The 23,449-nt window shown below is 38.7% G+C and carries 22 protein-coding genes; 9 read left to right on the top strand and 13 right to left on the bottom strand.

Annotated elements, in window-relative coordinates; translation table 11 throughout:
* Positions 1-147: 147 nt before the first annotated feature.
* Complete coding sequence (locus tag ACIQXP_RS16395) at positions 148-1,239, bottom strand: mannose-1-phosphate guanylyltransferase (RefSeq protein WP_387505992.1); 1,092 nt, start codon at positions 1,237-1,239, stop codon at positions 148-150.
* A 14-nt stretch (positions 1,240-1,253) separates the two neighbouring features.
* Entirely contained in the window at positions 1,254-2,222 is a 969-nt protein-coding gene (locus tag ACIQXP_RS16390; RefSeq protein WP_387505993.1) for a KpsF/GutQ family sugar-phosphate isomerase, read from the bottom strand.
* Positions 2,223-2,313: 91 nt separating this feature from the next.
* On the opposite strand from ACIQXP_RS16390, the gene recQ reads away from it, so the two are divergent.
* The 6 genes from recQ (at position 2,314) to ACIQXP_RS16360 (ending at position 10,189) form a co-directional block, all read left to right on the top strand.
* Positions 2,314-4,503, top strand: coding sequence for a DNA helicase RecQ (gene recQ, locus ACIQXP_RS16385; RefSeq protein WP_090979074.1), 2,190 nt, complete (start codon positions 2,314-2,316; stop codon positions 4,501-4,503).
* Between the two features lie 89 nt (positions 4,504-4,592).
* Positions 4,593-5,405 carry a 3-deoxy-8-phosphooctulonate synthase gene (gene kdsA, locus ACIQXP_RS16380; protein ID WP_387505994.1) on the top strand — a complete coding sequence of 271 codons (813 nt, stop codon included), beginning with the start codon at positions 4,593-4,595 and terminating at the stop codon, positions 5,403-5,405.
* Positions 5,405-6,124 (top strand): YqjF family protein, encoded by a 720-nt coding sequence (locus ACIQXP_RS16375; protein WP_387505995.1) that lies wholly within the window; start codon positions 5,405-5,407, stop codon positions 6,122-6,124. The genes kdsA and ACIQXP_RS16375 overlap by 1 nt, the downstream gene beginning before the upstream one ends.
* A gap of 335 nt (positions 6,125-6,459) precedes the next feature.
* On the top strand, positions 6,460-7,083 hold the full coding sequence (locus ACIQXP_RS16370; RefSeq protein ID WP_293742196.1) for a (2Fe-2S)-binding protein: 624 nt from the start codon (positions 6,460-6,462) through the stop codon (positions 7,081-7,083).
* Positions 7,080-8,063, top strand: coding sequence for an FAD binding domain-containing protein (locus tag ACIQXP_RS16365; protein WP_387505996.1), 984 nt, complete (start codon positions 7,080-7,082; stop codon positions 8,061-8,063). Before ACIQXP_RS16370 ends, ACIQXP_RS16365 begins: the two co-directional genes overlap by 4 nt.
* 2 nt (positions 8,064-8,065) lie before the next feature.
* Positions 8,066-10,189 carry a xanthine dehydrogenase family protein molybdopterin-binding subunit gene (locus ACIQXP_RS16360; protein WP_387505997.1) on the top strand — a complete coding sequence of 708 codons (2,124 nt, stop codon included), beginning with the start codon at positions 8,066-8,068 and terminating at the stop codon, positions 10,187-10,189.
* Positions 10,190-10,426: 237 nt separating this feature from the next.
* Here the strand turns inward: ACIQXP_RS16360 and ACIQXP_RS16355 are convergent, their stop codons facing one another.
* The 5 genes from ACIQXP_RS16355 to ACIQXP_RS16335 all read right to left on the bottom strand — a co-directional run bounded on the left by ACIQXP_RS16355 (position 10,427) and on the right by ACIQXP_RS16335 (position 14,261).
* Complete coding sequence (locus ACIQXP_RS16355; protein ID WP_293742199.1) at positions 10,427-12,028, bottom strand: S8 family peptidase; 1,602 nt, start codon at positions 12,026-12,028, stop codon at positions 10,427-10,429.
* 236 nt (positions 12,029-12,264) lie between these two features.
* On the bottom strand, positions 12,265-12,861 hold the full coding sequence (locus ACIQXP_RS16350) for a DUF4142 domain-containing protein (RefSeq protein ID WP_387505998.1): 597 nt from the start codon (positions 12,859-12,861) through the stop codon (positions 12,265-12,267).
* A gap of 71 nt (positions 12,862-12,932) precedes the next feature.
* Complete coding sequence (locus ACIQXP_RS16345) at positions 12,933-13,367, bottom strand: GNAT family N-acetyltransferase (RefSeq protein ID WP_293742201.1); 435 nt, start codon at positions 13,365-13,367, stop codon at positions 12,933-12,935.
* 92 nt (positions 13,368-13,459) lie between these two features.
* Positions 13,460-13,714 (bottom strand): nucleotide-binding YajQ family protein, encoded by a 255-nt coding sequence (locus ACIQXP_RS16340; RefSeq protein WP_387506085.1) that lies wholly within the window; start codon positions 13,712-13,714, stop codon positions 13,460-13,462.
* Between the two features lie 55 nt (positions 13,715-13,769).
* A complete protein-coding gene (locus ACIQXP_RS16335) occupies positions 13,770-14,261 on the bottom strand; it encodes a YajQ family cyclic di-GMP-binding protein (RefSeq protein WP_387505999.1) in 492 nt (163 codons plus the stop codon).
* Between the two features lie 75 nt (positions 14,262-14,336).
* On the opposite strand from ACIQXP_RS16335, the gene ACIQXP_RS16330 reads away from it, so the two are divergent.
* The 3 genes from ACIQXP_RS16330 to ACIQXP_RS16320 all read left to right on the top strand — a co-directional run bounded on the left by ACIQXP_RS16330 (position 14,337) and on the right by ACIQXP_RS16320 (position 17,936).
* A complete protein-coding gene (locus ACIQXP_RS16330) occupies positions 14,337-14,894 on the top strand; it encodes a hypothetical protein (RefSeq protein ID WP_293742202.1) in 558 nt (185 codons plus the stop codon).
* A 100-nt stretch (positions 14,895-14,994) separates the two neighbouring features.
* Complete coding sequence (ppk1, locus tag ACIQXP_RS16325) at positions 14,995-17,055, top strand: polyphosphate kinase 1 (protein ID WP_387506000.1); 2,061 nt, start codon at positions 14,995-14,997, stop codon at positions 17,053-17,055.
* Positions 17,055-17,936: a Ppx/GppA phosphatase family protein gene (locus ACIQXP_RS16320; RefSeq protein ID WP_387506001.1), complete on the top strand. Its 882-nt coding sequence runs from the start codon at positions 17,055-17,057 to the stop codon at positions 17,934-17,936. The genes ppk1 and ACIQXP_RS16320 overlap by 1 nt, the downstream gene beginning before the upstream one ends.
* Positions 17,937-18,373: 437 nt before the next feature.
* Here the strand turns inward: ACIQXP_RS16320 and ACIQXP_RS16315 are convergent, their stop codons facing one another.
* The 6 genes from ACIQXP_RS16315 to ACIQXP_RS16290 form a co-directional block, all read right to left on the bottom strand.
* On the bottom strand, positions 18,374-18,553 hold the full coding sequence (locus ACIQXP_RS16315) for a hypothetical protein (protein WP_387506002.1): 180 nt from the start codon (positions 18,551-18,553) through the stop codon (positions 18,374-18,376).
* 30 nt (positions 18,554-18,583) lie between these two features.
* Complete coding sequence (locus ACIQXP_RS16310) at positions 18,584-18,727, bottom strand: hypothetical protein (RefSeq protein ID WP_387506003.1); 144 nt, start codon at positions 18,725-18,727, stop codon at positions 18,584-18,586.
* A 5-nt stretch (positions 18,728-18,732) separates the two neighbouring features.
* Positions 18,733-19,458 carry a 6-phosphogluconolactonase gene (gene pgl / locus ACIQXP_RS16305; protein WP_387506004.1) on the bottom strand — a complete coding sequence of 242 codons (726 nt, stop codon included), beginning with the start codon at positions 19,456-19,458 and terminating at the stop codon, positions 18,733-18,735.
* 136 nt (positions 19,459-19,594) lie between these two features.
* On the bottom strand, positions 19,595-21,109 hold the full coding sequence (gene zwf / locus ACIQXP_RS16300; protein WP_387506005.1) for a glucose-6-phosphate dehydrogenase: 1,515 nt from the start codon (positions 21,107-21,109) through the stop codon (positions 19,595-19,597).
* Positions 21,110-21,137: 28 nt separating this feature from the next.
* Positions 21,138-22,553 (bottom strand): NADP-dependent phosphogluconate dehydrogenase, encoded by a 1,416-nt coding sequence (gene gndA / locus ACIQXP_RS16295; protein WP_090979026.1) that lies wholly within the window; start codon positions 22,551-22,553, stop codon positions 21,138-21,140.
* An 87-nt stretch (positions 22,554-22,640) separates the two neighbouring features.
* On the bottom strand, positions 22,641-23,399 hold the full coding sequence (locus tag ACIQXP_RS16290; protein ID WP_387506006.1) for an ROK family protein: 759 nt from the start codon (positions 23,397-23,399) through the stop codon (positions 22,641-22,643).
* Positions 23,400-23,449: the final 50 nt, after the last annotated feature.

The following is a 23,449-nucleotide window of genomic DNA, read 5'->3' as shown; positions in this document are numbered from 1 at the left end:
GAGATTGCTTCGTCGTTCCTCCTCGCAATGACGCTCCTGTCTTACTAAAATCTGCTAATAGTACTTGTTTCTTTCTACAATAGAAAATGCAAAATGGATGATGGAACTATGCCACATCATCCATTTTACATCTCACATTATCCATTCTTAGATAAACTTATTTCCAAATCTGGATTTAACTTCCGCAACAAACTCTTTAACCTTCTGTTCTTCGTCTCTAGGGCAGATCATAAGCATATTATTGTTTTCAACCACAATATAATCATGCAGCCCCTGTAAGATCACCAATTTATCCTTTGGAACATTTACCATACAATTTGATGAATCGAACATCAGCACCTGTTCTGAAGGAATAACGGCATTACCCACATAATCCTTTTCAGCCATTTCATAAATAGACGCCCAGGTACCTAAATCAGACCATCCGAAATCAGATGGAAGTACGTAAACGTTTTCTGCCTTTTCCATAATTCCAAAATCTATTGAAATATTGGTGCATTGGAAATAGGCATTATTGATAAATTCTTTTTCACTGGCCTTATTCAACTCTGCCCTTCCAACATTAAATATTTCATACATATCTGGCAGATGTTTCTCGAACGCATTTAATATCGCTCTGGCAGACCAGATAAAAATCCCGGCATTCCATAAAAAATCACCACTTTGTATAAATGATTTCGCCAAATCTAAATTTGGCTTTTCGGTAAAGGTTTTAACCTTATGGAGGTCGGTATCGGTATTAAGCACATAATCAGTATGCTGAATATAACCATAACCGGTATCCGGACGGTTTGGTTTAATTCCCAACGTGATTAAACAATCATTTTTGGATGCTGCTTCCAAAGATTGCTCAATAGATGCCACAAAGCCATCAATATTAGCAATGGTATGATCTGATGGCGCAACCACAATGGTCGCATCAGGATTTAATTCTGCGATTTTTAAACTTCCGTAAGCTATACAAGGTGCTGTATTTCTCATTAAAGGCTCGGCCAAAATCTGGTTATCTGTTAACAGTGGTAACTGCTCTTTAATCAGACCGGTATAAATTTCGTTGGTAACGATAAATATATTTTCCGGAGGACAGATATTCAGAAATCTTTCATAAGTGCTTTGAATAAGGGTTTTTCCGACACCGAAAAAATCTATGAATTGTTTTGGATATTCTGTTCTGCTCACCGGCCAAAAGCGGCTTCCAACGCCACCGGCCATAATTAATGCATAGTAGTTTTTATTCATTTTATAATTTAAAATTACACAATGCCTTCATTCAAAAGATCGTGTAAGTGGATGATGCCAAAGTAAGTATTTTGTTCCAGAACTAACAACTGGGTAATATTGTTTTGCTTAATAATATCCAGGGCATCGACAGCTAAAGCATCATATTGTATGCTCTTTGGTGTTCTGCCCATGATATCCTCCGCTTTTAAATTTGCAATAGTAGTATTATTTTCCAACATACGCCTAACATCACCATCGGTAATAATGCCCAGTACCTTATCGTCGCTATCTACAACAGCTACGGCCCCCAAACGGTTTTTACTAATTTCGATCAGCACATCTTTAACCGAAGCAGAAGGATGTATCGCTGGTTTTTCGTTAGACAGGGCTAAATCACGTGCTTTTAAATATAGTTTTTTACCTAAAGATCCACCCGGGTGATATTTTGCAAAATCAGATTCATTAAACTCTCTACATTCTAACAAACAAATGGCCAAAGCATCACCCAATGCCAATTGCGCAGTTGTACTGGTTGTTGGCGCCAAATTATACGGACAGGCCTCTTTTTCGAAAGCGGTATTCAAAATCATATCGGCCTGCTCTGCCAAAAAAGAATTCAATTCGCCAACCATACCAATCAGTAAATTGCCAGCTGTTTTCAATAAAGGGGTAAGCACTTTAATTTCAGGTGTATTTCCGCTTTTAGAAAGGCAAATGACAATATCATCCATTTGGATCATGCCCAAATCGCCATGGATTGCATCTGCAGCATGCATAAAAATAGCGGGTGTACCCGTTGAATTAAAAGTAGCCACTATTTTCTGCGCGATAATTGCACTTTTGCCTATGCCCGTTACAATCACCCGTCCTTTACTATTTAGAATGCTTGATACGACTTTCTCAAAATCGCCGTTAATGTTTTTCGCAACATTTAATATTGCAGCTGCTTCAAGCTCTAAAGTGCCTATAGCTGATTGGATTATGGATTTTTTACTTTTCAAAGAGAAAATAATTGTTTGTTAATACTTGAAAATCTTGTAAAATTATGTTATTTTGGATACAAAAATAGCATCGCATATTTTATTACACAAAATGGACGTGAAAAAGTCGTTATTTGATAACCTACAAAATTTCTTCGGGTTTGATAATTTCAAGGGTGATCAGGAGTCGATCATTACCAATATTTTAGAAGGCAATAATACTTTTGTTATTATGCCCACAGGCGGAGGGAAGTCTATTTGCTATCAGTTGCCCGCTTTAATGAGCGAGGGCACAGCAATTGTGATTTCACCTTTAATCGCATTAATGAAAAACCAGGTAGACCAATTAAGGGCTTTTGGTGGAAATGACAGTATTGCTCACTTTCTTAATTCATCCTTAAACAAATCTGAAATTACTCAAGTTAAATCTGACCTCTTAAGCGGTCAGACTAAATTATTGTACGTTGCGCCAGAATCTTTGGCAAAACAGGATAACATTGAATTTTTAAACCTGATTAAAATTTCCTTTGTCGCCGTTGATGAGGCACATTGTATCTCCGAATGGGGGCACGATTTCAGGCCGGAATACCGTAAGATTAAACAGGTTATTGCAGGGTTGGGGAATAATATCCCGATTATTGCATTAACTGCGACGGCTACGCCAAAGGTACAACAGGACATTATGAAGAATCTGGGCATGACGGAAGCCACGTTATTCAAATCTTCATTTAACCGACCGAATTTATTTTATGAAATCCGTCCTAAAAAAGATATCACCAAAGAAATCATAAAATATATCAAGTCTAATCCGGGTAAATCAGGGATTATTTATTGCCTGAGCCGTAAAAAGGTGGAGGAAGTGGCTGAAGCTTTAAACCTGAATGGAATCAGTGCCTTGCCTTATCATGCTGGTTTAGATCCGAAAGTCAGAGCCGAAACACAGGATAAATTTTTGATGGAAGATGCCGAGGTAATTGTTGCAACGATTGCCTTTGGTATGGGGATCGATAAACCAGATGTACGCTTTGTCATCCACCACGATGTGCCCAAGAGTATGGAAGGTTATTATCAGGAAACCGGTAGGGCCGGACGTGATGGTGGCGAGGGCGTGTGCATTGCTTTCTACTCTCAAAAAGATGTAGATAAACTGGCAAAATTTATGAAAGATAAACCGGTTTCTGAAAGAGAGATTGGTACACAGATATTAAAGGAAGTGATTGATTATGCCGAATCCGGCGTTTGCCGTCGTAAGCAGATCCTACACTATTTTGGCGAAAACTTTAACGAAACCGGCTGCAACTGCATGTGCGACAACTGCAAAAAGCCTAAAAAACAGTTTGAAGTAGAAAGTCAGTTATCTACCTTATTAAAGTTTATTGAAAAATCCGGAGAGAAGTTCGATGATGCACACCTGTTAAATGTCTTTTTAGGTCTGGAAACTGCGCAAACCATTGCTTATGAACATAGTAAGGTTCCTGAATTTGGAATCGGCAAGGAAGACGGTGAGCTGATGTGGAAATCCATTATCCGCCAGGCGGTTTTAAATAATTATCTTTTTAAGGATATCGATAATTACGGTTTATTAAAATTAACCAAACAGGGAAAAGATTTTATCGTTAATCCTTACAGCCTCAAATTCATATTAAACGAACCGATAGGAAACAGTACAGATGATGATGATGAAGATGTAAAACAAGGCACAGGTGCTTTGGATACCCATCTTTTATCGTTGCTCAAAGAGCTGCGTAAAAAAATTGCGAAGCAAAAAAGCGTTCCACCATTTGTGGTTTTCCAGGATCCGTCTTTAGAAGAAATGTGTACCCATTATCCGATAACCATGGAAGAACTTCGCCAGATTTCTGGTGTAGGTTCGGGTAAAGCAATGAAATTCGGTGCACCTTTTATTGAATTGATTAAAAAATATGTGGAGGATAACGACATCGAACGTCCTATTGATCTGATCATTAAAACGCAGGCCAATAAATCACAGATGAAAGTATCGATCATCCAAAATATCGACAGACAGATTGGCCTGGAAGACATTGCCGATTCGAAAGGCATCACTTACGAAGAAATCCTGAAAGAAGTAGAATCGATTGTAAACTCCGGCACCAAACTGAATCTGAACTACTTTATTGATGAAATCATTGACGATGATAGGCAGGATGAAGTTTTTGATTACTTCAGGGCAGCTGAAAGCGATTCTATAGACGAAGCATTAAATGAACTGGGCGAAACCGATTACACCCGAGAAGAAATTCAATTGATGCGGATAAAATTTATGTCGGAATTAGGAAACTAAAAATCAGATATGAGATTTGAGACGTTAGATCTGAGAGAAACCCAAGTCTCACATCTCACATCTCACATCTCACATCTCACATCTCAAACATGCTTAACTATTTAGATAAATTAAAAAATACAGCTTCAGGGAATTTCTTTTTAATGGCGGGTCCATGCGCTATTGAAGGCGAAGATATCGCCATGAGAATTGCTGAAAAGATTATTACGGTTACTGATAAACTGCAGATTCCATACATTTTTAAGGGTTCGTACCGCAAGGCAAATAGAAGTAAAGGAAGTTCTTTTACGGGAATTGGCGATGAAAAAGCGTTACGCATTTTAGAAAGGATCGGCAGAGAATTTGGTGTGCCAACCGTTACCGATATCCATGAAAGTGGTGAAGCCGCGATGGCTGCTGCGTATGTTGATGTATTGCAGATTCCGGCTTTTTTGTGCCGCCAAACCGATTTATTAGTTGCTGCTGCAGAAACGGGGAAAGTGGTAAATGTAAAAAAAGGCCAGTTTTTATCAGCTGGGTCCATGAAATTTGCAGTTGAAAAGGTAAAAGAGGCAGGCAACAATAAGGTCATCTTAACCGATCGTGGAAATACCTTTGGTTATCATGATCTGATTGTAGATTATCGCGGTTTACCCGAAATGCAAAGCTTTGGTGTGCCTGTGGTAATGGATTGTACCCATAGTTTACAACAGCCTAATCAAAGCAGCGGAGTTACCGGTGGTAAACCCGAACTGATTTCAACTATTGCAAAAGCAGCCATTGCCGTTGGTGCTGATGGCTTATTTATCGAAACACATCCTGATCCTGCAAATGCCAAATCAGATGGAGCTAATATGCTTCATTTAGATTTGCTCGAAGAAACTTTAGTCAAATTAGTTCGTTTAAGACAAGCTGTTATATAATGACAGCTAAAAAAGGAGTTTTCTTAACTGCGGAATGGCGAAAGTTAGCACTTGCACAATATGCGGTAGAGGAGCAAATTCTTTTAAAATATCTTCCTCCGCATACCGAATTAGATAGCTGGAATGGAAAGTATTATGTGAGCTTAGTGGGTTTTATGTTTATGAATGTAAAGTTACTTGGCTTTAATATTCCATTCCATACAAATTTCGAGGAGGTTAACCTGCGCTTCTATGTTCGGTATAAAGATGGTAAAGAATGGAAAAGAGGAGTTGTTTTTGTTAAAGAAATTGTTCCTTTGCCTGCAATCACATTTGTTGCCAATACCATTTATAAAGAAAAATATCAAACTTTACCCATGAAACATGTTTGGGTAGAACAGGAAAACCAGCTGGAGGTGGATTATCTTTGGAAAAGTGAAACATGGCATAATTTTCAGATTACTGCCAATGCTAAGCCAGAAGAAATTGCACCGGGTAGCGAAGAAGAATTTATTACCGAACATTACTGGGGATACACTAAAATTGCCCGCAATAAAACCTCTGAATATGGGGTAGAACATCCGCGGTGGCAAGTTTATCCTATAAAAAGTTATAAAATCAACGTCAATTTTGGGATAAATTATGGTAATGATTTTGCTTTCTTAAACCATGTCGAGCCAGATTCTGTTTTCTTGGCAGAAGGATCAGAAATCAGTGTACTTAAAGGAAAACGATTTTAGATGGGGTTACGATCATTCAAGTTAAACGCAATGATCAGGGCTATTCTAAATTTGATTTTTTTCCCCTGAATCAAAATCATTCCATTTTTTTAAACACGGTAGAAATGCAATAATTGTAGTACAAAAGTCGGAACATTTTTTGAAATTGTTGGTTTTATTTATATTGGTATCAACGTCGGGGCGTAACTTTTCTTTTACCTATCAATTTTAAGGAAATTAGCTTTAGTTTTTATTTTAAATTTAGAGATGGAAATACCGGGAAAACGGTTAATTTTTATCGAAGAATTTATAATAATGAAGATTCTGGTAACGCAACCATTTATAAACATCCAACTATGAAATCTTCTGAACAGAAACCAAATCAGGGTGATAGCAGGCGCGATTTTCTTAAAAAGAGCTCAGTAATTACGGCCATTGCACTAACGCCTGGTACTGCAATTAAAGCAGCAGAAAATAATGCCGATGAACGTTTTGCCGAACTTTTTGAGAAAATACCCTTAAAGCTTACGGTAAACAATAAAGCTTATCAAACAACGGTAGAACCCCGGGTAACCCTTTTAGACTATCTGCGTGAAGAATTACACTTAACGGGTACTAAAAAAGGATGTGACCATGGCCAGTGTGGCGCGTGTACTGTTCATGTAGATGGACAAAGGATAAACGCTTGCCTCAGCTTAGCAGTGATGAATGAGGGAAAGAAAATCACCACCATTGAAGGTTTGGCAAATGGCGATACTTTACATCCCATGCAGGCTGCCTTTATTAAACATGACGGTTTTCAATGCGGCTACTGTACACCTGGGCAGATTATGTCGGCAGTAGCCTGTGTTCGTGAAGGCCATGCCAATTCAAGGGCTGAAATAAGCGAATACATGAGCGGAAATATTTGCAGGTGTGGTGCTTATCCAAATATAGTGGATGCAATTATTGAAGTGAAGAAAGGAGGTGAAACCGTATGATCAATTTTCAATACCTCAGAACAACTACAGCAAAATCAGCCATTGCTTTATTGGGTAAAGATAAAAATGCCAAATTCCTGGCAGGTGGTACCAATTTAATCGATCTGATGAAAAGAGGTGTTACCGCACCGGAAAAACTTATTGATATCAACCACGTACCGCTGAAACAAATCAGGCAGATCGGGGATAAAATCCATATCGGTGCTTTGGCTTCGAATACGGCAGTTGCAGATCATCCCCTGATTAAAGAGAAACTGCCTTTACTTTCCTGGGCTTTACAAGCCGGTGCATCAGCGCAACTCAGAAATGTGGCTACGGTTGGCGGGAACATGATGCAGCGTACGCGCTGTGGGTATTTTTACGATATCGAAATGCCTTGTAACAAACGCCAGCCGGGTACGGGATGTGGAGCAATGGAAGGTTTTAACCGCATGCATGCTATTTTCGGAACTTCAGAAAAATGCATTGCTGTTCATCCGAGCGATATGTGTGTAGCTTTGATTGCCTTAGACGCTGAAGTGATATTGGCCAATGCAAAAGGAGAACGCAAACTATCATTTAAAGATTTTCATCGCTTAGCCGGAGATACACCACAGTTAGATAACAACTTAAAGGCCGATGAAATGATTATAGGTTTGGAAATCCCTATAAACAACCTGGCCAAAAATTACCATTATCTAAAAGTCAGGGATAGGGCTTCTTATGCTTTTGCACTGGTATCAGTAGCTGCAGCTTTTGAAATCGTCAATAATAAAATTACTGATGTTCGGCTGGCAATGGGAGGCGTGGCACATAAACCCTGGCGTTTAACCGCATCTGAGATTTTCTTAAAAGGAAAAGAAGCCAGCTTAACCAATTTTGAGCAGGCTGCGCAACTGGCCATGAAAGATGCAAAAAGCTTTGGAGGAAACGACTTCAAGCTAAAACTTGCACCCAATACAATTATTGAAGCCTTAAACCTAGCAAAATCAAAAGCCTAGTTATGGAAAAGAATATGCTAAAAGATGAAAACGACAGAGTAGACGGATTCTTGAAAGTGACCGGGAAAGCCAAATATTTTGCTGAATATGATTTACCTGGTTTAACCTACGGTGTATTGGTAACCAGTACCATTACTAAAGGGAAAATAACCACACTTGATACTAAAGCTGCAGAAAAAGCTCCGGGAGTGGTGGCGGTGATTTCGCACCTGAATAAGCCCTCGGCGGCGGCTTACGAACAGGAGGGTGGACCACAGATGAAGATTTTTTATACCGATAAGATTTTCTATAACGGACAACCCATAGCTATTGTGGTGGCCAATACTTTTGAAAGGGCAACTTATGCGGCATCATTGGTTAAGGCAACCTATGCTAAAGAGACTTTTAATACTGATTTTGAAAAAGCGCTGAAAGATCCGAAAGCTAAAAAGCTACAAGGACAGGCCGACTATAAACGTGGTGAAGAAAATGCTTATAAAACTGCAGAGGTAAAGCTCGAAGAAAGGTACTTTCTTCCAATTGAGACACATAATCCAATGGAATTACATGGGATTATTGCCGATTGGAGACCAAATAACCAGCTTACGGTTTATGCCAAAACACAAGGCGTAAAAGCTACGCAGGGAACTATTGCGAATGTTTTTAAAATCCCAATGGAAAATATCCAGGTAAACTCGGAGTTTGTGGGTGGTGGTTTTGGGATGGCCTTACGCACATGGCCATTGGAGATCGCAACAATAATGGCTTCTAAACACATTGGCAAACCTGTAAAACTGGTTGTTACCAGAATGCAGATGTTTACGATGGTAGGTAATCGGCCAGCGGCCATACAAACCATTGGTTTGGGTGCAAATAAGGATGGCAAGCTAACGGGCATTACGCATAGGGCTTATGGTGAAACTTCTGCTTATGAGAACTTTACCGAGGGCGTAGTGAACATGGCGAAGTTCATGTACCAATGCGATAATGTAAATACTTCTTATGTTATTGTTCCGGTTGATTTGGGCGTGCCGATATGGATGCGGGGACCAGGTGAAGCTACAGGTGCTTTTGCACTGGAAAGTGCAATTGATGAGATGGCGCATGCTTTGGATATGGATCCATTGGATTTCAGAATTAAAAATGATCCTGAAACCGATCAGCAAAAAAACAAGCCTTTTTCCAGCAAGAATATTAAAGAGGCCTATAAAATCGGAGCTGATAAGATTGGCTGGCGCAACCGAAAAAATAAACCGGGTAGTATAGTTGAAGGGCCATGGCAAACCGGTTACGGGGTGAGTGTTGGTGTATTTAATGCCAACAGGGGTAAGGCCAGCGTAAAGGGTATTTTAAAAGCCGATGGATCGCTGCTTTTACAAAGTGCAACCAGCGATATTGGTCCCGGTACAGGAACCGGCATGACTTTAATTGCCAGTAAATTGATGAGTATTCCTGTAGATAAAATCACTTTCGAATTAGGCGATTCATCTTTACCGCCAGCGCCAAGTCAGGGCGGTTCGGCTACACTTTCTACCGTAGGCTCGGCAGTGAATGATGTTTGTGTAGCCTTAAAATCTACCATTGCCGAACTCGCAGCAAATTCAAATATGGATGCAACGTCTAATTTTGTTGATGTTTTGAAAAAGAATAATCTGCCGCAAATAGAAATAACAAAAGAGAGTCAGGGCGGTAAGGAAAGAGATCATTACTCGATGTATTCGTTCTCCATTCACTTTGTACAGGTAAAAGTAAATAAACTGACAGGAGTCGTAAAGATAAGTAAAATTGTTTCTGTAGGTGATTCAGGAACCATTGTAAGTCCGAAAACCGCCAGAAGCCAGATGGTGGGCGGCGCAGTTGGCGGTATAGGAATGGCTTTAACAGAAGAATCAATAATCGATCACCGTTATGGAAGATACATCAATAACAACTTTGCTGATTACCACGTTCCTGTGAACGCTGATGTACCAGAAATCGATGTTAATTTCATCAATAAGCCTGATCCTTACATTAACCCGATGGGTGCAAAAGGTATGGGGGAAATTGCCTTAATCGGTTTTTCTGCTGCAGTAGCCAATGCCGTTTTTAATGCTACGGGGAAGAGGATCAGAACATTACCCATCACACCTGATAAGATATTGGCTTAACACAACAGGAGTCAAGTTTTTTAAAAAACTTGACTTCTGTTTTATGAACGCCTAAAAAAACAAATATGCCATAATGAATTTATACCAGCATCTTTTAGCAGAAAGGCCCTGAAGTAATCCGATGGCCCGGATCAGGGCGACGACTTAAAAAAAATGCGCCCTAGTTTAAATTAGGACGCATTTTTTTAAAGATTCTTCGCTTTCGCTCGGAATGACAAACAAGATAATTATATTAACTTACTTACCTGAATAAGTTGCTGCTAATTTTAATGCATTGTAAGCATTTACAATTCCGCCGCTGATACAAAGATCAGAAAAAGGAACGGAAACTTTTTCGGCATCAGGCCCTTCGCCTTTGGCGTATTCTACATTGTGATTCACTTTAGTAACCGATTTAACAATAATTTCTTTTACCTGTGCAGCCGTTAATTTTGGATAATAAGAACGGATTAAGCCTGCTAAGCCTGCCACAACAGGAGAGGCCATACTTGTTCCATCCAGGTTTTTATATTTAGAACCTGGCACGGTAGAGTAGATCTGCACGCCTGGCGCGAAAACATCAACCTGGTTTTTACCATAGTTAGAGAAACTTGCTTTCAAAGTCTCATCATCTTTAGGACCTGAAGCACCAACGGTAATCCATGATGCAATGGTTTTCTCATCTAAATCCTTGTGGTTAGGGAAATTATTTTCAACATCAATATTTTTGTTCTCGTTACCTGCAGCCTGAACAATCAATACATCTTTAGATGCCGCATATTTCATTGCTTCGTTAACAATGGCTTTATTCCAGCTATAAGCTTTACCAAAACTCATGTTGATTACTTTAGCGCCATTATCAACTGCATAGCGGATTGCATTTGCTACATCTTTATCTCTTTCATCACCGTTTGGCGTGCAACGCACGCCCATAATGGCTACGTTATCGGCTACACCTAAAATTCCAATTTTGTTGGTTCTATCTGCTGCAATAATACCTGCTACGTGTGTACCGTGCATTGCATCAGGGCCTGCAACATCGTTATTACCATAAAACCGTTCCTTATCATTATTTGGATCATCACCAACTATTGAACGTGGATCATAATCTAGATTTAAGTTATATTCGGCCTGGCGCGTATAATAATCCAATCCTTCTTTAATCTGGTCTTCGTAAAAATCTTTAAAACTGCCTTTTTCCAGTTGTTTGATCAATATTCCCTGGATACGGCCTTCAATCGCCGTAGATGGCTTAAAGTTTTTAAAATCTTCTGCTGTTGGATTTTCTTTACCAATTTTCTTTACTACAGCATCTAAAGCTGTTTTAAAACCTGTAATACCCGCTAAGTTTTCTTTTGCTTCGGCCAGTTTTTGTTCCAACTCGGCCCTTTCAGCTTTGAACGCTTCAAAATCCTTTTTATCCTTTTCTGCTACATTTGCATCTGTAGTATTGGCAAAGCGTGACTGATCCCGCCGAACTAAACGGGTCAGCTCTAAGGTTTCAAAATTTACAGATCCCTTTGGTCCTCCAATAAAATTCCAGCCGTTAATATCGTCGATGTAGCCATTTTTATCATCATCTTTACCGTTGCCGGGTTTCTCTTTGGTATTTACCCACATAATCCGTTTCAGATCTTCGTGCGTAGCTTCTACACCACCGTCATTTACAGCCACGATAACTTTTACGGATTTTTTACCCTTTAAAAGTTCTTTATATGCTTTCTCCGTACTGATTCCGAATGTGCTATCGCTTTTTAAGTCGAGGTTTTGCCAATTGGCTTTTTGCGCATGAGCCAAAGTTGGTACTGCACTTACAATTGCAATACCCAGCAATGTTCTAAAAATTCTACTCTTGTTCATTTATATATTTTTGTATTAAACGGCGAAAGTTAATTTTAATTTTTTACTGAAAGAAATCGTGTTTAAATTAAATTGATATTGATGCGCTTTTATAACGGTTAAGGCCGCTAACAATAAAAAAAGTCGTCGTACCGGACCAGTTTCTACGGAATGGAGAAAGCTATCTGAAAAGATTTCCCGACTTCGTTATACCAGGTTCGAAACGACGACTAGTTGATATAGGATAACTTGATAACCTACTTTAAGCCTGCGGCAATTTTCTGAGCCATCTCGTTATGCGATTCGATTACTTTTAAAGTATTCGAAGCCCATTCTTTAATACTTTGATCGCGGTTTTCGGTACCTTTTTTGAATAGTGCTACCGTCTTTTCGTGATCGGTAACCATCATATCCATATAGTGTTTATCAAACGCCGCACCAGTCATTTTTTTCATACCATCTAAATGAATCTGTTCATCAGCTGGTAAGGCATCAGGGGTAATTACTTTTTTATTTACAGCCAATGCTTTTAATTCTGTATTGGCTTTTTCATGGTCGGCAAGCATTTTAGCCGCAAACTCTTTCACCTCTGCACTTTTAGCATTCTGGGCTGCAATCTTAGCCGCTTCAACTTCCATAACACCGCCAACAGCCGCTTTTCTTAAAAAAGTAGCACCTGCTTCATCCACTCCAGATTCAGTACTTTCTGATCCGGCAACGTGATTACCGTTTACCATAGTGGTGTCGCCAGCGACGCTATCTTTGGTAGTTGCTGATTTTTTATCTGCAGTTTGGCAGGCCTCAAAAGAAAGTGCCAGGGCAAAAGCTGTCGACAATAGAAATATCTTTTTCATGTTTTCTCAATGTTTAATATGTATGAGAAACAAGATACTCGAAAAAAGGTTTTTGATATCTATTCTGGCCCTTAGCTATATGGATTTTGAATCACAATGCCCATTTGCCTTTCGGGATTTTGAATAGCTGAAAACCCAAATTGTTCATAGAGGCCATGGGCATCTAAAGTAGCCAATTGGTAACGCCTCAGGCCCTGCAAATCCGGATGAAAAATCATAAACGACATCATTTTTTTTGACAAGCCTAACCCACGGTAATGCTCGTTTATGTAAACATCGCAAAGCCAGGCAAATGTTGCTTTATCGGTTACCCAACGGGCAAAACCTACCTGCACATGATCTTTATAAATACCAAAACATAATGAATTTTCTATGGATCGTTTTACGGTAGCTATAGGAATGCCTTTCGCCCAATAGGATTCGACACTTAAATACTGATGGATAGCTCCGAGATCTAAGCGTTCTTTTTGATCAGAAAATATAAAACCGTTTTCGCTGATTTCCATAATTGATATCGGTTAATTGTTTAAATTTGGTTAACCATTAATTGGCTGATTATTATTCACAATTGACCGATTTTAACAGTTAACCGGTTAAACTAATTACGCATATTGATAAACTGTAATGGCTGATCAAAATCTTCGTTTCTGCAAAGACTGATGACAGCTTGTAAATCATCAATTTTTTTGGCCGTAACCCGAACCTCATCATCCATAATCGCAGGCTGAACTTTTAACCCGCTGGCTTTGATTTTGGCTACCACTTTTTTCGCCGCTTCTTTATCCAATCCCTCTTTGATGCTGATTTCTTTTCTGATCATATTACCTGAGGCCTGGTGTTCATCGCCGAAGATTTAATTGTCTGATTATTATTCACAATTGACCGATTTTAACAGTTAACCGGTTAAACTAATTACGCATATTGATAAACTGTAATGGCTGATCAAAATCTTCGTTTCTGCAAAGACTGATGACAGCTTGTAAATCATCAATTTTTTTGGCCGTAACCCGAACCTGATCATCCATAATCGCAGGCTGAACTTTTAACCCGCTGGCTTTGATTTTGGCTACCACTTTTTTCGCCGCTTCTTTATCCAATCCCTCTTTGATGCTGATTTCTTTTCTGATCATGTTACCTGAGGCCTGGTGTTCATCGCCGAAGTTTAAACTTTTTGGATCCAAATTCTGCTTCATCATCCGGGAAATGATAGATCCTTCAATAGCTTTCAAACGCATATCGTCTTCAGTAACAATGGTTACCACATTTGTTTTTTTATCCAGATCGATTGTGCTTTTTGACCCGTTAAAGTCGAATCGGTTCAGTATTTCTTTTTTAGCATTGTTAATGGCATTGTCTAATGTCTGCGCGTCAACTTTACTTACAATATCAAAAGAAGGCATGGTTTTAGCTTTAAAGTAAAAAAATAAGTAGATTTAATAGAAATTAATCCATTCTCACAAAAAAACGAAAATAATATGAAAACCCCCAAGCCGAAGTCTCAAAAAAAGATTATAAAAAAGGAAGCCAAAAAACAGCTTGAACAGTCTATTACTACTCAATTTTTAGATGTGATTAAAAGTTTAGGTCATGATGTATCTGAAATTAGTACGGAGGTGGGTAAAGCAAGTAAGCGGGTGGCTAGAAAATTGACCAAAAAATTTACGATTGTCAAGTCTGATGTGGGTCAAAAAATTGATGGTTTGTTACATGCCTCACAAGAAAAATCAAAAGAAGTAAAAAAGCCTGTTGCTAAAGCGGTAAGTAAATCTGAAAAATCTGCTGAAAAAGTGGTTAAAAAAGCTATCGCTAAAGCAAAACCGGTGGTACAAAGTGTTAAAGTTGCCGCAATAGAGACCGAAGAGAAGGCCGAAAAGGTATTAGCAAAGCCATCAAACAAGTCAAAAACAACTGTAAATGAAACAGTTAAAACAACAAAAAAAGCACCGGAAAAAACATCTGAAACGCTGAACAAAACAGCTGCTAAAGACAGTTCTGAAGCAAAGAAAAATGTAAAAACACCAACCAAGAAATAAATTTGTTAACGTTAACATGCAAATGAATTAACATCGATTTAACAAAATAATTTGCAGTTTTGAACATCCCTGTTTTGGCAGGGATTTTTTATTTTTTTAGATGAGCAATAAGAAGATTCCATTTTTTAACCGCGAAATCAGTTGGCTTTACTTTAATGAACGCGTACTGCAGGAAGCAGCCGATGAAACAGTTCCGCTGATTGAACGGATTAAATTTTTATCTATATATTCTTCCAATTTAGAAGAGTTTTATCGGGTTAGGGTAGCCACTATAAGCCGGCTCACCAATCTGAACGATAAAGCCAAAGCACTTTTAGGATTTAACCCGAAAAAAATTCTGAATGAGATTAAAAATATTGTTGTTAAACAGGAAAGAAAATTCGACCAGCTGTTTCAGGCTACTTTAATTAACGAACTTGCTCAAAACCGGATTTTTATTTTAAACGATACACAGCTAAATGTAAGCAGGGGAGAATTTGTTAAAAATCATTTCAGGGATAAGATTTTATCCAATCTGGTTCCGATCATGCTGGATATGGATAAACCTTTTCCGGAATTGAAAGACCGGTACCTTTACTTTTTTGTTAAACTTTCTAAAAAGGATACAAAAATTAAAGAGAAATATGCACTTATTGAAATTCCGCCCAATTTACCCCGGTTTTTGGTGCTGCCCGAAACAAACGATTTAAAGTTTATTATTCTTGCCGAAGACATCATCAGATATTGTTTAGACGATATTTTTTATGTTTTCACTTACGATAATTTAGAAGCTTACTCCATTCAGTTGACGCGGGATGCTGAATTGGATATTGATAAAAACATAAGTGACAAGTTTATTGATGATTTAAAAAACAGCTTAGAGAAACGAAAAAAAGGAAAGCCTATGCGCTTGCTTTACGATTCGGCCATGCCACTGAATATGCTTACCGTATTGGTAAACAAGCTTAAACTGGAAGCCGAAAGTTTGATTCCGGGTAACCGCTACCATAAATTCGGCGACTTTATAGCCTTCCCGAATGTGGGCAAAAAGGAATTGGAGTATGCACCAAATGTACCGTTAAAGGTTCATGATCTGCATAGAACGCAAAGTATGTTCAATAAAGTTGCACAGCGCGATTATTTGGTCAATTTACCATATCAATCTTACGATTATATTATTTTGTTCTTACGTGAAGCTGCCATTGATCCGAAAGTAACGGAAATACAGATCACCCTATATCGCTTAGCCGAAAACTCAAAAGTAATCAACGCCTTAATCAATGCCGCTAAAAATGGCAAAAACGTTTCTGTTCTGTTAGAACTTAAAGCTCGTTTTGATGAACAGGCCAATATCTACTGGACAAGCCGGTTAATGGAAGAAGGTGTTAAAGTAAATTATGGTTTAACAGATTATAAGGTACATTCTAAAATCTGTTTGGTTAAACGGATAGAAAAAGATAAAGCGGTATACTATGCAAACCTGGCAACAGGTAATTTTAATGAAAAAACCGCAGGTTTATACTGCGATCATAGCATTTTCACGGCCAGGAAGGAGATCACCAACGACCTGGTTAAACTTTTTGATGCGCTGAATAAGCGTACCGTAACCAAAGGTTTCAAGCATTTGATTGTTTCTCCATTGGAGAGCCGTTCTAGACTGGTTAATTTTATCAACCGCGAAATCAGAAATGCCAAACAAGGTAAACTTGCTTATATTATGTTAAAAGTAAACAGTTTGGCCGATGAAGGCATTATATCAAAACTTTATGATGCGAGCAATGCCGGGGTTAAAATCCAGCTTATTATCCGCGGCATTTGTTGCCTGGTGCCGGGAGTAAAGGGGTTTAGTGAAAATATTACTGCGGTTAGTATTATTGATAAGTTTTTGGAGCATGCAAGGGTATATATTTTTGGAAATAACGGCAAAAACGACATGTATTTATCATCTGCAGATTTAATGAGCAGAAACTTTGAACATCGTGTTGAGGTTGGCTTTCCGGTGCTGGATCACGATATTAAACAGGAAATACAAGATATCATTGATCTGCAGCTGCAAGATAATACCAAATCAAGACAAATTAATGCCACTAACAGCAATAAATACCATAAAAACAGATTAAGTAAAAAAATAAGGGCGCAGGTGGATATTTATAACTATTTAAAAACCAAGCATCAATCATAATGTTAAGATACGCAGCTATCGATATCGGCTCTAACGCGGTGAGGTTACTCATTGCCGATATTAGCAAACAAGACGGGAAATATAAATATAAAAAGAATACCCTTATACGTGTACCCCTACGATTGGGCGATGATGCATTTCTGGACCAACATATTTCGGAGAAAAAATCAGCCGATCTGGTAAAAACCATGATTGCTTTTAAAAACTTGATGGATGTTTACCATGTTTCTGAATACCTGGCCTGTGCAACCTCTGCCATGCGCGAGGCCCAAAATGGTGAAGATATTGTTAAACTGATTAAAAAAGAAGCAGACATTACTTTAGAAATTATTGAGGGACAACGCGAAGCCAATATCATATATGCCAACCACATTGAAGAAGCATTAGACGAAAATAAAAATTACCTGTATATTGATGTGGGCGGCGGTAGTACGGAGTTATCTGTTTTTGTAAAGGGTGTGCCGGAGGCATCGAGATCATTTAATATCGGTACGATCAGGATGCTTGATAACCAGGATAAGGAAGAAACCTGGGAAGAGATGAAAGATTGGGTAAAGGAGCATACCAAAGTCTATAAACATTTAGCAGGCATAGGTACAGGTGGCAATATCAATAAATTGTTCCGCATGTCTGATGAAAAGGAAAATGCACCTTTATCATTGCAGAAACTGAATTCGATGTATAATAAATTAACCAGTTATTCACTGAAAGAAAGGATTCATGTATTGGGTTTAAATCCCGATCGTGCAGATGTGATTATCCCGGCCTGCGAGATTTATTTAACCTTAATGAAGTGGACAGGTATAAAACAGATCTATGTACCTAAAGTGGGTATGGCTGACGGGATTATTAAATTATTAATTGAGGAGAAGTTAGATTAGGATAATTCGTAAGTTACTACTCTAATCCTCTTAGGCCGTTATTTCGAACGCAGTGGAGAAATCTATTAAGGCAGATTCTCCACTGCGTGCGGCTTAATCCCATAACCATCGGATCGAAATAACAGATTTGCTATAAGATCCTTCGACTACGCTACCACTGACAGAATCCACTTTGCGGTCGTCATTCCCGCGCATGCGGGAATCTTAAAGCACTTGCATTACGATTCCCAATCAAGTTGGGAATGACGATCTCTCGAGAGATATACCTACTTAAAATTTATCTGTCAAGCATATTGATTTTTATGCAATAAATTATCTTTCAGGATGACAAAATGATGAAGGTATTGCGGATTTGAAGCGGTAACGTTATTAGTATGTATGCCCCCAAATCCACGATCTCTATGCCTTCCTCTGTGTGCTCTGTGGTTAAAACCGTATCAACTCATCGCCAGCTTCAAAAGGCCTTTCACTTCATCATTAATATCTTCTTTAAAGAAAATCCTTAAATGATGGTTAAACTGATCTGTTCCTGCAATTTGTGTAATCTTGGTGAAGCAAAGATTCTCTCCATGAGCACGATCAAAAGGAATAACGACATGAACAAAGTTCTTACCCAATTGTGTGATGTAAGCAAAACTGGTTTTAGATTAGATGGCAATCATCGTTTTTGTTGTGCGAAGATTGATTTCTCCAAATTCGGCCAGCTGGTCAATAAAAAAACGGAATAATCCAAGGGTATATTCCGTTTTTCCATTTAAAAAGTCTGATAAATGTTTTTTTTCAGACATCATGATTTTTAATCTTCTAATAACTTCGTCGCAGCCTCGTCAGTAAACCAGGCTAATTTACCGTCAATCGGATCGATTAGCTGAGAAGGATACAAATCAGGATTTTTTTCTGTATCGCTAATTACATGTTTAAGTGCTTCGGCTTTATTCTCTCCAAAAACCAGAAAAGCAACATTATCTGCTTTATTAATTAATGGTGCAGTAAAACTAATGCGGTAAGTATCTAGTTTTTCCACGTACACAGCTGCTACATTCACTTCTTCATCCTTCACCAATGTAGTGTGCGGAAAAATCGAAGCGGTATGCGCGTCATCGCCCATGCCTAACAGGATTAAATCGAAAACAATGTCTTCGCCATTAAAATGCTGATCAATTGCTTTTTTATATTCAATAGCCGCTTTTTCCGGTGCCAAAGTAGTATCTACATAAAAAATATGATCCTCTTTAATACCCAACGGATCTAAAATAGTTTTCTTGGCCATTAATCCGTTGTAATTATCATCATTTGCCGGAACGTTGCGCTCATCGCCAAAGAAAAAATATACTTTTTCCCAATCGATCCTGTGCTGCCCTTCTGTAGCCAGAAGATGATAAAGCGCTTTAGGAGAACTGCCGCCTGTAAGTACGAAATTAAAACGATCGTTTTCTTCGATAGACATTTCTGCAATTTTGATTACATAATCTGCCAGATCCTGGTTTAGTTCTTCTAATGTTTTATATATGAGTAGATTCATTTTATCAATAATAAAGTCGTCATGCTGATCCGATAGCTATCGGATTTATTTCAGCATCTATCCAAAAAGACCCTGAACAAAATTACCTTCGGTGAACTCGCCAAAGCTCGGTTCAGGGTGACGCGCAGTGGATAAATTATTCCTTATTCTTTAATGGCAGGTTAAACCAGTGGAAACCATCTCTTGCAATAAGTGCTTCAGCTTCTTCAGGTCCCCAGCTATCAGCCGGGTAGTTAGGGAAGTTGATCGACTTCTTGCTTTCCCAGGTATTTAAAATCGGCATCACCAGTTCCCAGGCGGCCTCTACCTGATCGCCTCGCATAAACAGGGTTTGATCACCCATCATGGCATCCAACAACAAGGTTTCGTAAGCTTCTGGTGTATCACCCTCGTAAGTGCCTTTATAATCAAATACCATATCAACAGGATTCAATACCATGTCTAATCCAGGTCTTTTAGCCTGCACCTGCATTCGGATACTCATTTCCGGCTGGATGCTGATCACCAACCTGTTTTGCTGCCAATTTTCAGTTACATCCGAAGAGAAAATCTGATGTGGCACATCTCTAAACTGGATCGTTATTAATGATGAAGTTTGGTTTAAGCGTTTTCCTGTTCTTAAATAGAAAGGAATACCCTGCCATCTCCAGTTATCGATATGGAATTTAACTGCCGCAAAAGTTTCGGTATTAGAGTGAGGATCAACACCTTTTTCCTGACGGTAGCCGGGAACTTCTTTGCCTTCAACCCAACCTTTGCTGTACTGGCCGCGAACCGTATGAAAACGGATATCTTCTGCAGAAAAAGGACGCATTGCTTTTAAAACCTCAACCTTACGGTTCCTGATTTCATCGGCATCAAAATTAATGGGTGCTTCCATTCCAACCAAACAAAGTAATTGTAAGAGGTGATTCTGGATCATGTCCCTTAAAGCACCCGAACCTTCGTAATAACCCCCACGATCGCCCACACCTAACTGTTCGGTTACTGAAATCTGGACATGATCGATATAAGATCTGTTCCATAACGGTTCGAACAAAGCATTGGCAAAACGGAAAGCCATCATGTTTTGCACGGTTTCTTTGCCCAGATAATGATCGATACGATAAATCTGTTTTTCGGTAAAAATAGTGCTTAACAATGCATTTAACTCTTTTGCTGATTCTAAATCATGGCCAAAAGGTTTTTCAATTACAATGCGGCTATTATCTTCATCTTGCGTTAATTTATATTTCTGCAAACACTCCGCGATAATAGGGAAGAAATTAGGCGCCACTGCCAGATAGTAAATGACCTGGGTACCAGCACCAAACTCTTTTTGATATTTTTCTACGGCAGCTTTTAGATTTTCGAAAGTTTTCGGTTCAGCAAAATCGGTAGGGCAATAATGGATCGTATTTCCGAAATCTTCCCATTTGTCTTTTTTAACTTTCCCGCTACGAGAAAACTCATTTACCGCTTCTTCCAATGCAGTTTTATAACTGTCATCGGTAAATTCTGTTCTTCCGGTACCTATAACGGCAAATTTTTCAGGCATATAGCCCTCCATAAACAGGTTATATAGCGCTGGTGCTAATTTTCTTTTATTTAAATCGCCTGTTCCACCAAATATTACAAAAATGGTGGGGTTTAATGCGGTCTTGGCTTTCATCTTATAATTTGTTCGTGTGTCTATTAGGTTAAGATAATTTATTCCAATCGGCATGGAAAACGCCATCTTTATCGATACGTTCAAAAGTATGCGCACCAAAGAAATCTCGTTGTGCCTGGATTAAATTTGAAGGCATTCTGCCGGTAGTAATAGTATCAAAGTAGGTTAGGGTAGATGCAAAAGCAGGGATGCCTAAACCAGCATTTATGCTGGCACAAATTGTATTACGGGTACCCTTTAAAGTATCTTTAATGATATTTTGAATACCTGCATCACCAAATAAATGTTCCAGAGCATTGTTTTTATCATAAGCCTGATAAATATCTTCTAAAAATTTAGCCCGGATGATACAGCCACCACGCCAGATTTTGGCAATTTCCTGCAACTGTAAATCGTATTGATATTCTTTTGATGCCTGCACCAACAAATGCATCCCTTGTGCGTAAGCACTGATCATTGAAAAGTAAAATGCATCTTCAAGCTCCTCAACGGTAACCGCAATTTTGGTATCATTTTTACCAAATGCTTCTTCTAAAGAAACCCTTAAGGCTTTAAATTTAGATAAATCGCGGTTAGAAACAGCTTCGTTAATGGTTGGTATAGGTAACTGAAGTTCCATTGAAACTTCCGAAGTCCACTTTCCGGTGCCTTTTGAACGCGCTTCATCTTTAATCTGGTCTAGCAGGTCATTTTTTGTCTCTGTATCTTTAAACAAGAAAATCTCAGCAGTAATTTCCAATAAGAATGATTGCAACCTGCCTTCGTTCCACTTTTTGAATACTTTATAAATTTCTTCATTTGAATAACCTAAGCCATTTTTAAGGATGCCATAAACTTCTGCAATAAGTTCCATAATGGCGTATTCGATACCATTGTGTACCATCTTAACAAAGTGGCCGGAAGCACCCGGGCCAATGTAGGTAACGCAGGGATCGGTACCTACTTTAGCAGCCACAGCTTCAAAAACATCCTTAACCACATTGTATGCTTGCTTATCGCCGCCCGGCATCATACTCGGACCGAAACGTGCACCTTCTTCACCACCAGAAATACCCATTCCGAAGAAATGTAAGCCATCTTTCTCTAACTCATCAACACGGCGGTTGGTATCGGTAAAATGTGAATTTCCGCTATCGATGATGATGTCTCCCTTGCTTAAAAGCGGTTTTAATTCGGCAATAACGCTATCTACAATCGGGCCTGCGGGTACCAATAAAATCAGGGTACGCGGGGTTTGTAAACTAGAGATAAAGCTTTCAATATCGTTAAAGCCTTCCAGCTGATGTGCTTTACCTTCTTCTTCAAGTTTAGCAATCATTTTGCTATCTTTATCATATCCCGTTACGGAAAAGCCTTTATCAGCCATGTTTAACAACAGGTTTCGGCCCATTGTGCCTAAACCAATCATTCCCAATTTATATTTTTCAGAATCGTTATTTGCCATTTTTTGTATTTTAGAATATGTCCAAAATTAGGGTTTACAAATTAATATCGGACTTATTGTTGTTAAAAGATTGTAATAAAAGATTAATTATTTTTCTGGTTCGACGGTGAAAATGTTATACTTATCGGCCAGTTTCCAGAGTTTAGCACCTCCTTTAATCCCGTCTCTGTTGGTTACAAGTTTGATATTGTTTTCCAACTTAAAATCGATGTGTTTGGAATTGCCACCTCCGATATAAAGCGTATCGTAATTGAAAACTGTTTTATAAACTTCAATAATTTTTTTCAAACGCTTATTCCAGCGCTCCGCGCCAATTTTTTCAAAAGCTTTATTCCCGATATAATCGTCGTAATCTTCTTCTTTGTTAATCGGGAAATGCGCCAGTTCCAAATGCGGCAGCAGTTCACCATCAAATAAGAGTGCTGTTCCAAAACCTGTTCCTACAGTAAAAACAATTTCAAAACCTTTTCCATCCACTACACCTAAGCCTTGCTGATCGGCATCGTTTACCAGGCGCACGGGATGCCCCAGTACATCAGCAACACGCTGTGCAAGATCTACATCTTCCCATTTATTTTTCGCCAGGTTTGGTGCAGTTTTAACGATACCATTTTTAACATAGCCCGGAAAACCAATGGAAATGCGATTATAAGTTTGCGGAAAAGGTTTAACCAGATCCACAATTCCATTTACGATATCCTTTGGTGTAGCTTCGGGTGGTGTTTTACTTTTTACATATTCATTAAGCATATTGCCGCTTTCATCCAAAAGAACCGTTTTTATACTTGTACCACCAATATCTATCGATAATATATTGTTGTTTTCAATTTTTTTCTCTGTAGCCATAACGCTTTATTTATAATTCCGAAGTTCTACAAATAAATTAAAATGGCAAA

Source organism: Pedobacter suwonensis, from assembly GCF_044762335.1.
In the GTDB taxonomy this organism is placed as follows: Bacteria; Bacteroidota; Bacteroidia; order Sphingobacteriales; family Sphingobacteriaceae; genus Pedobacter.
This window is presented reverse-complemented; position numbering and strand designations above follow the sequence as displayed.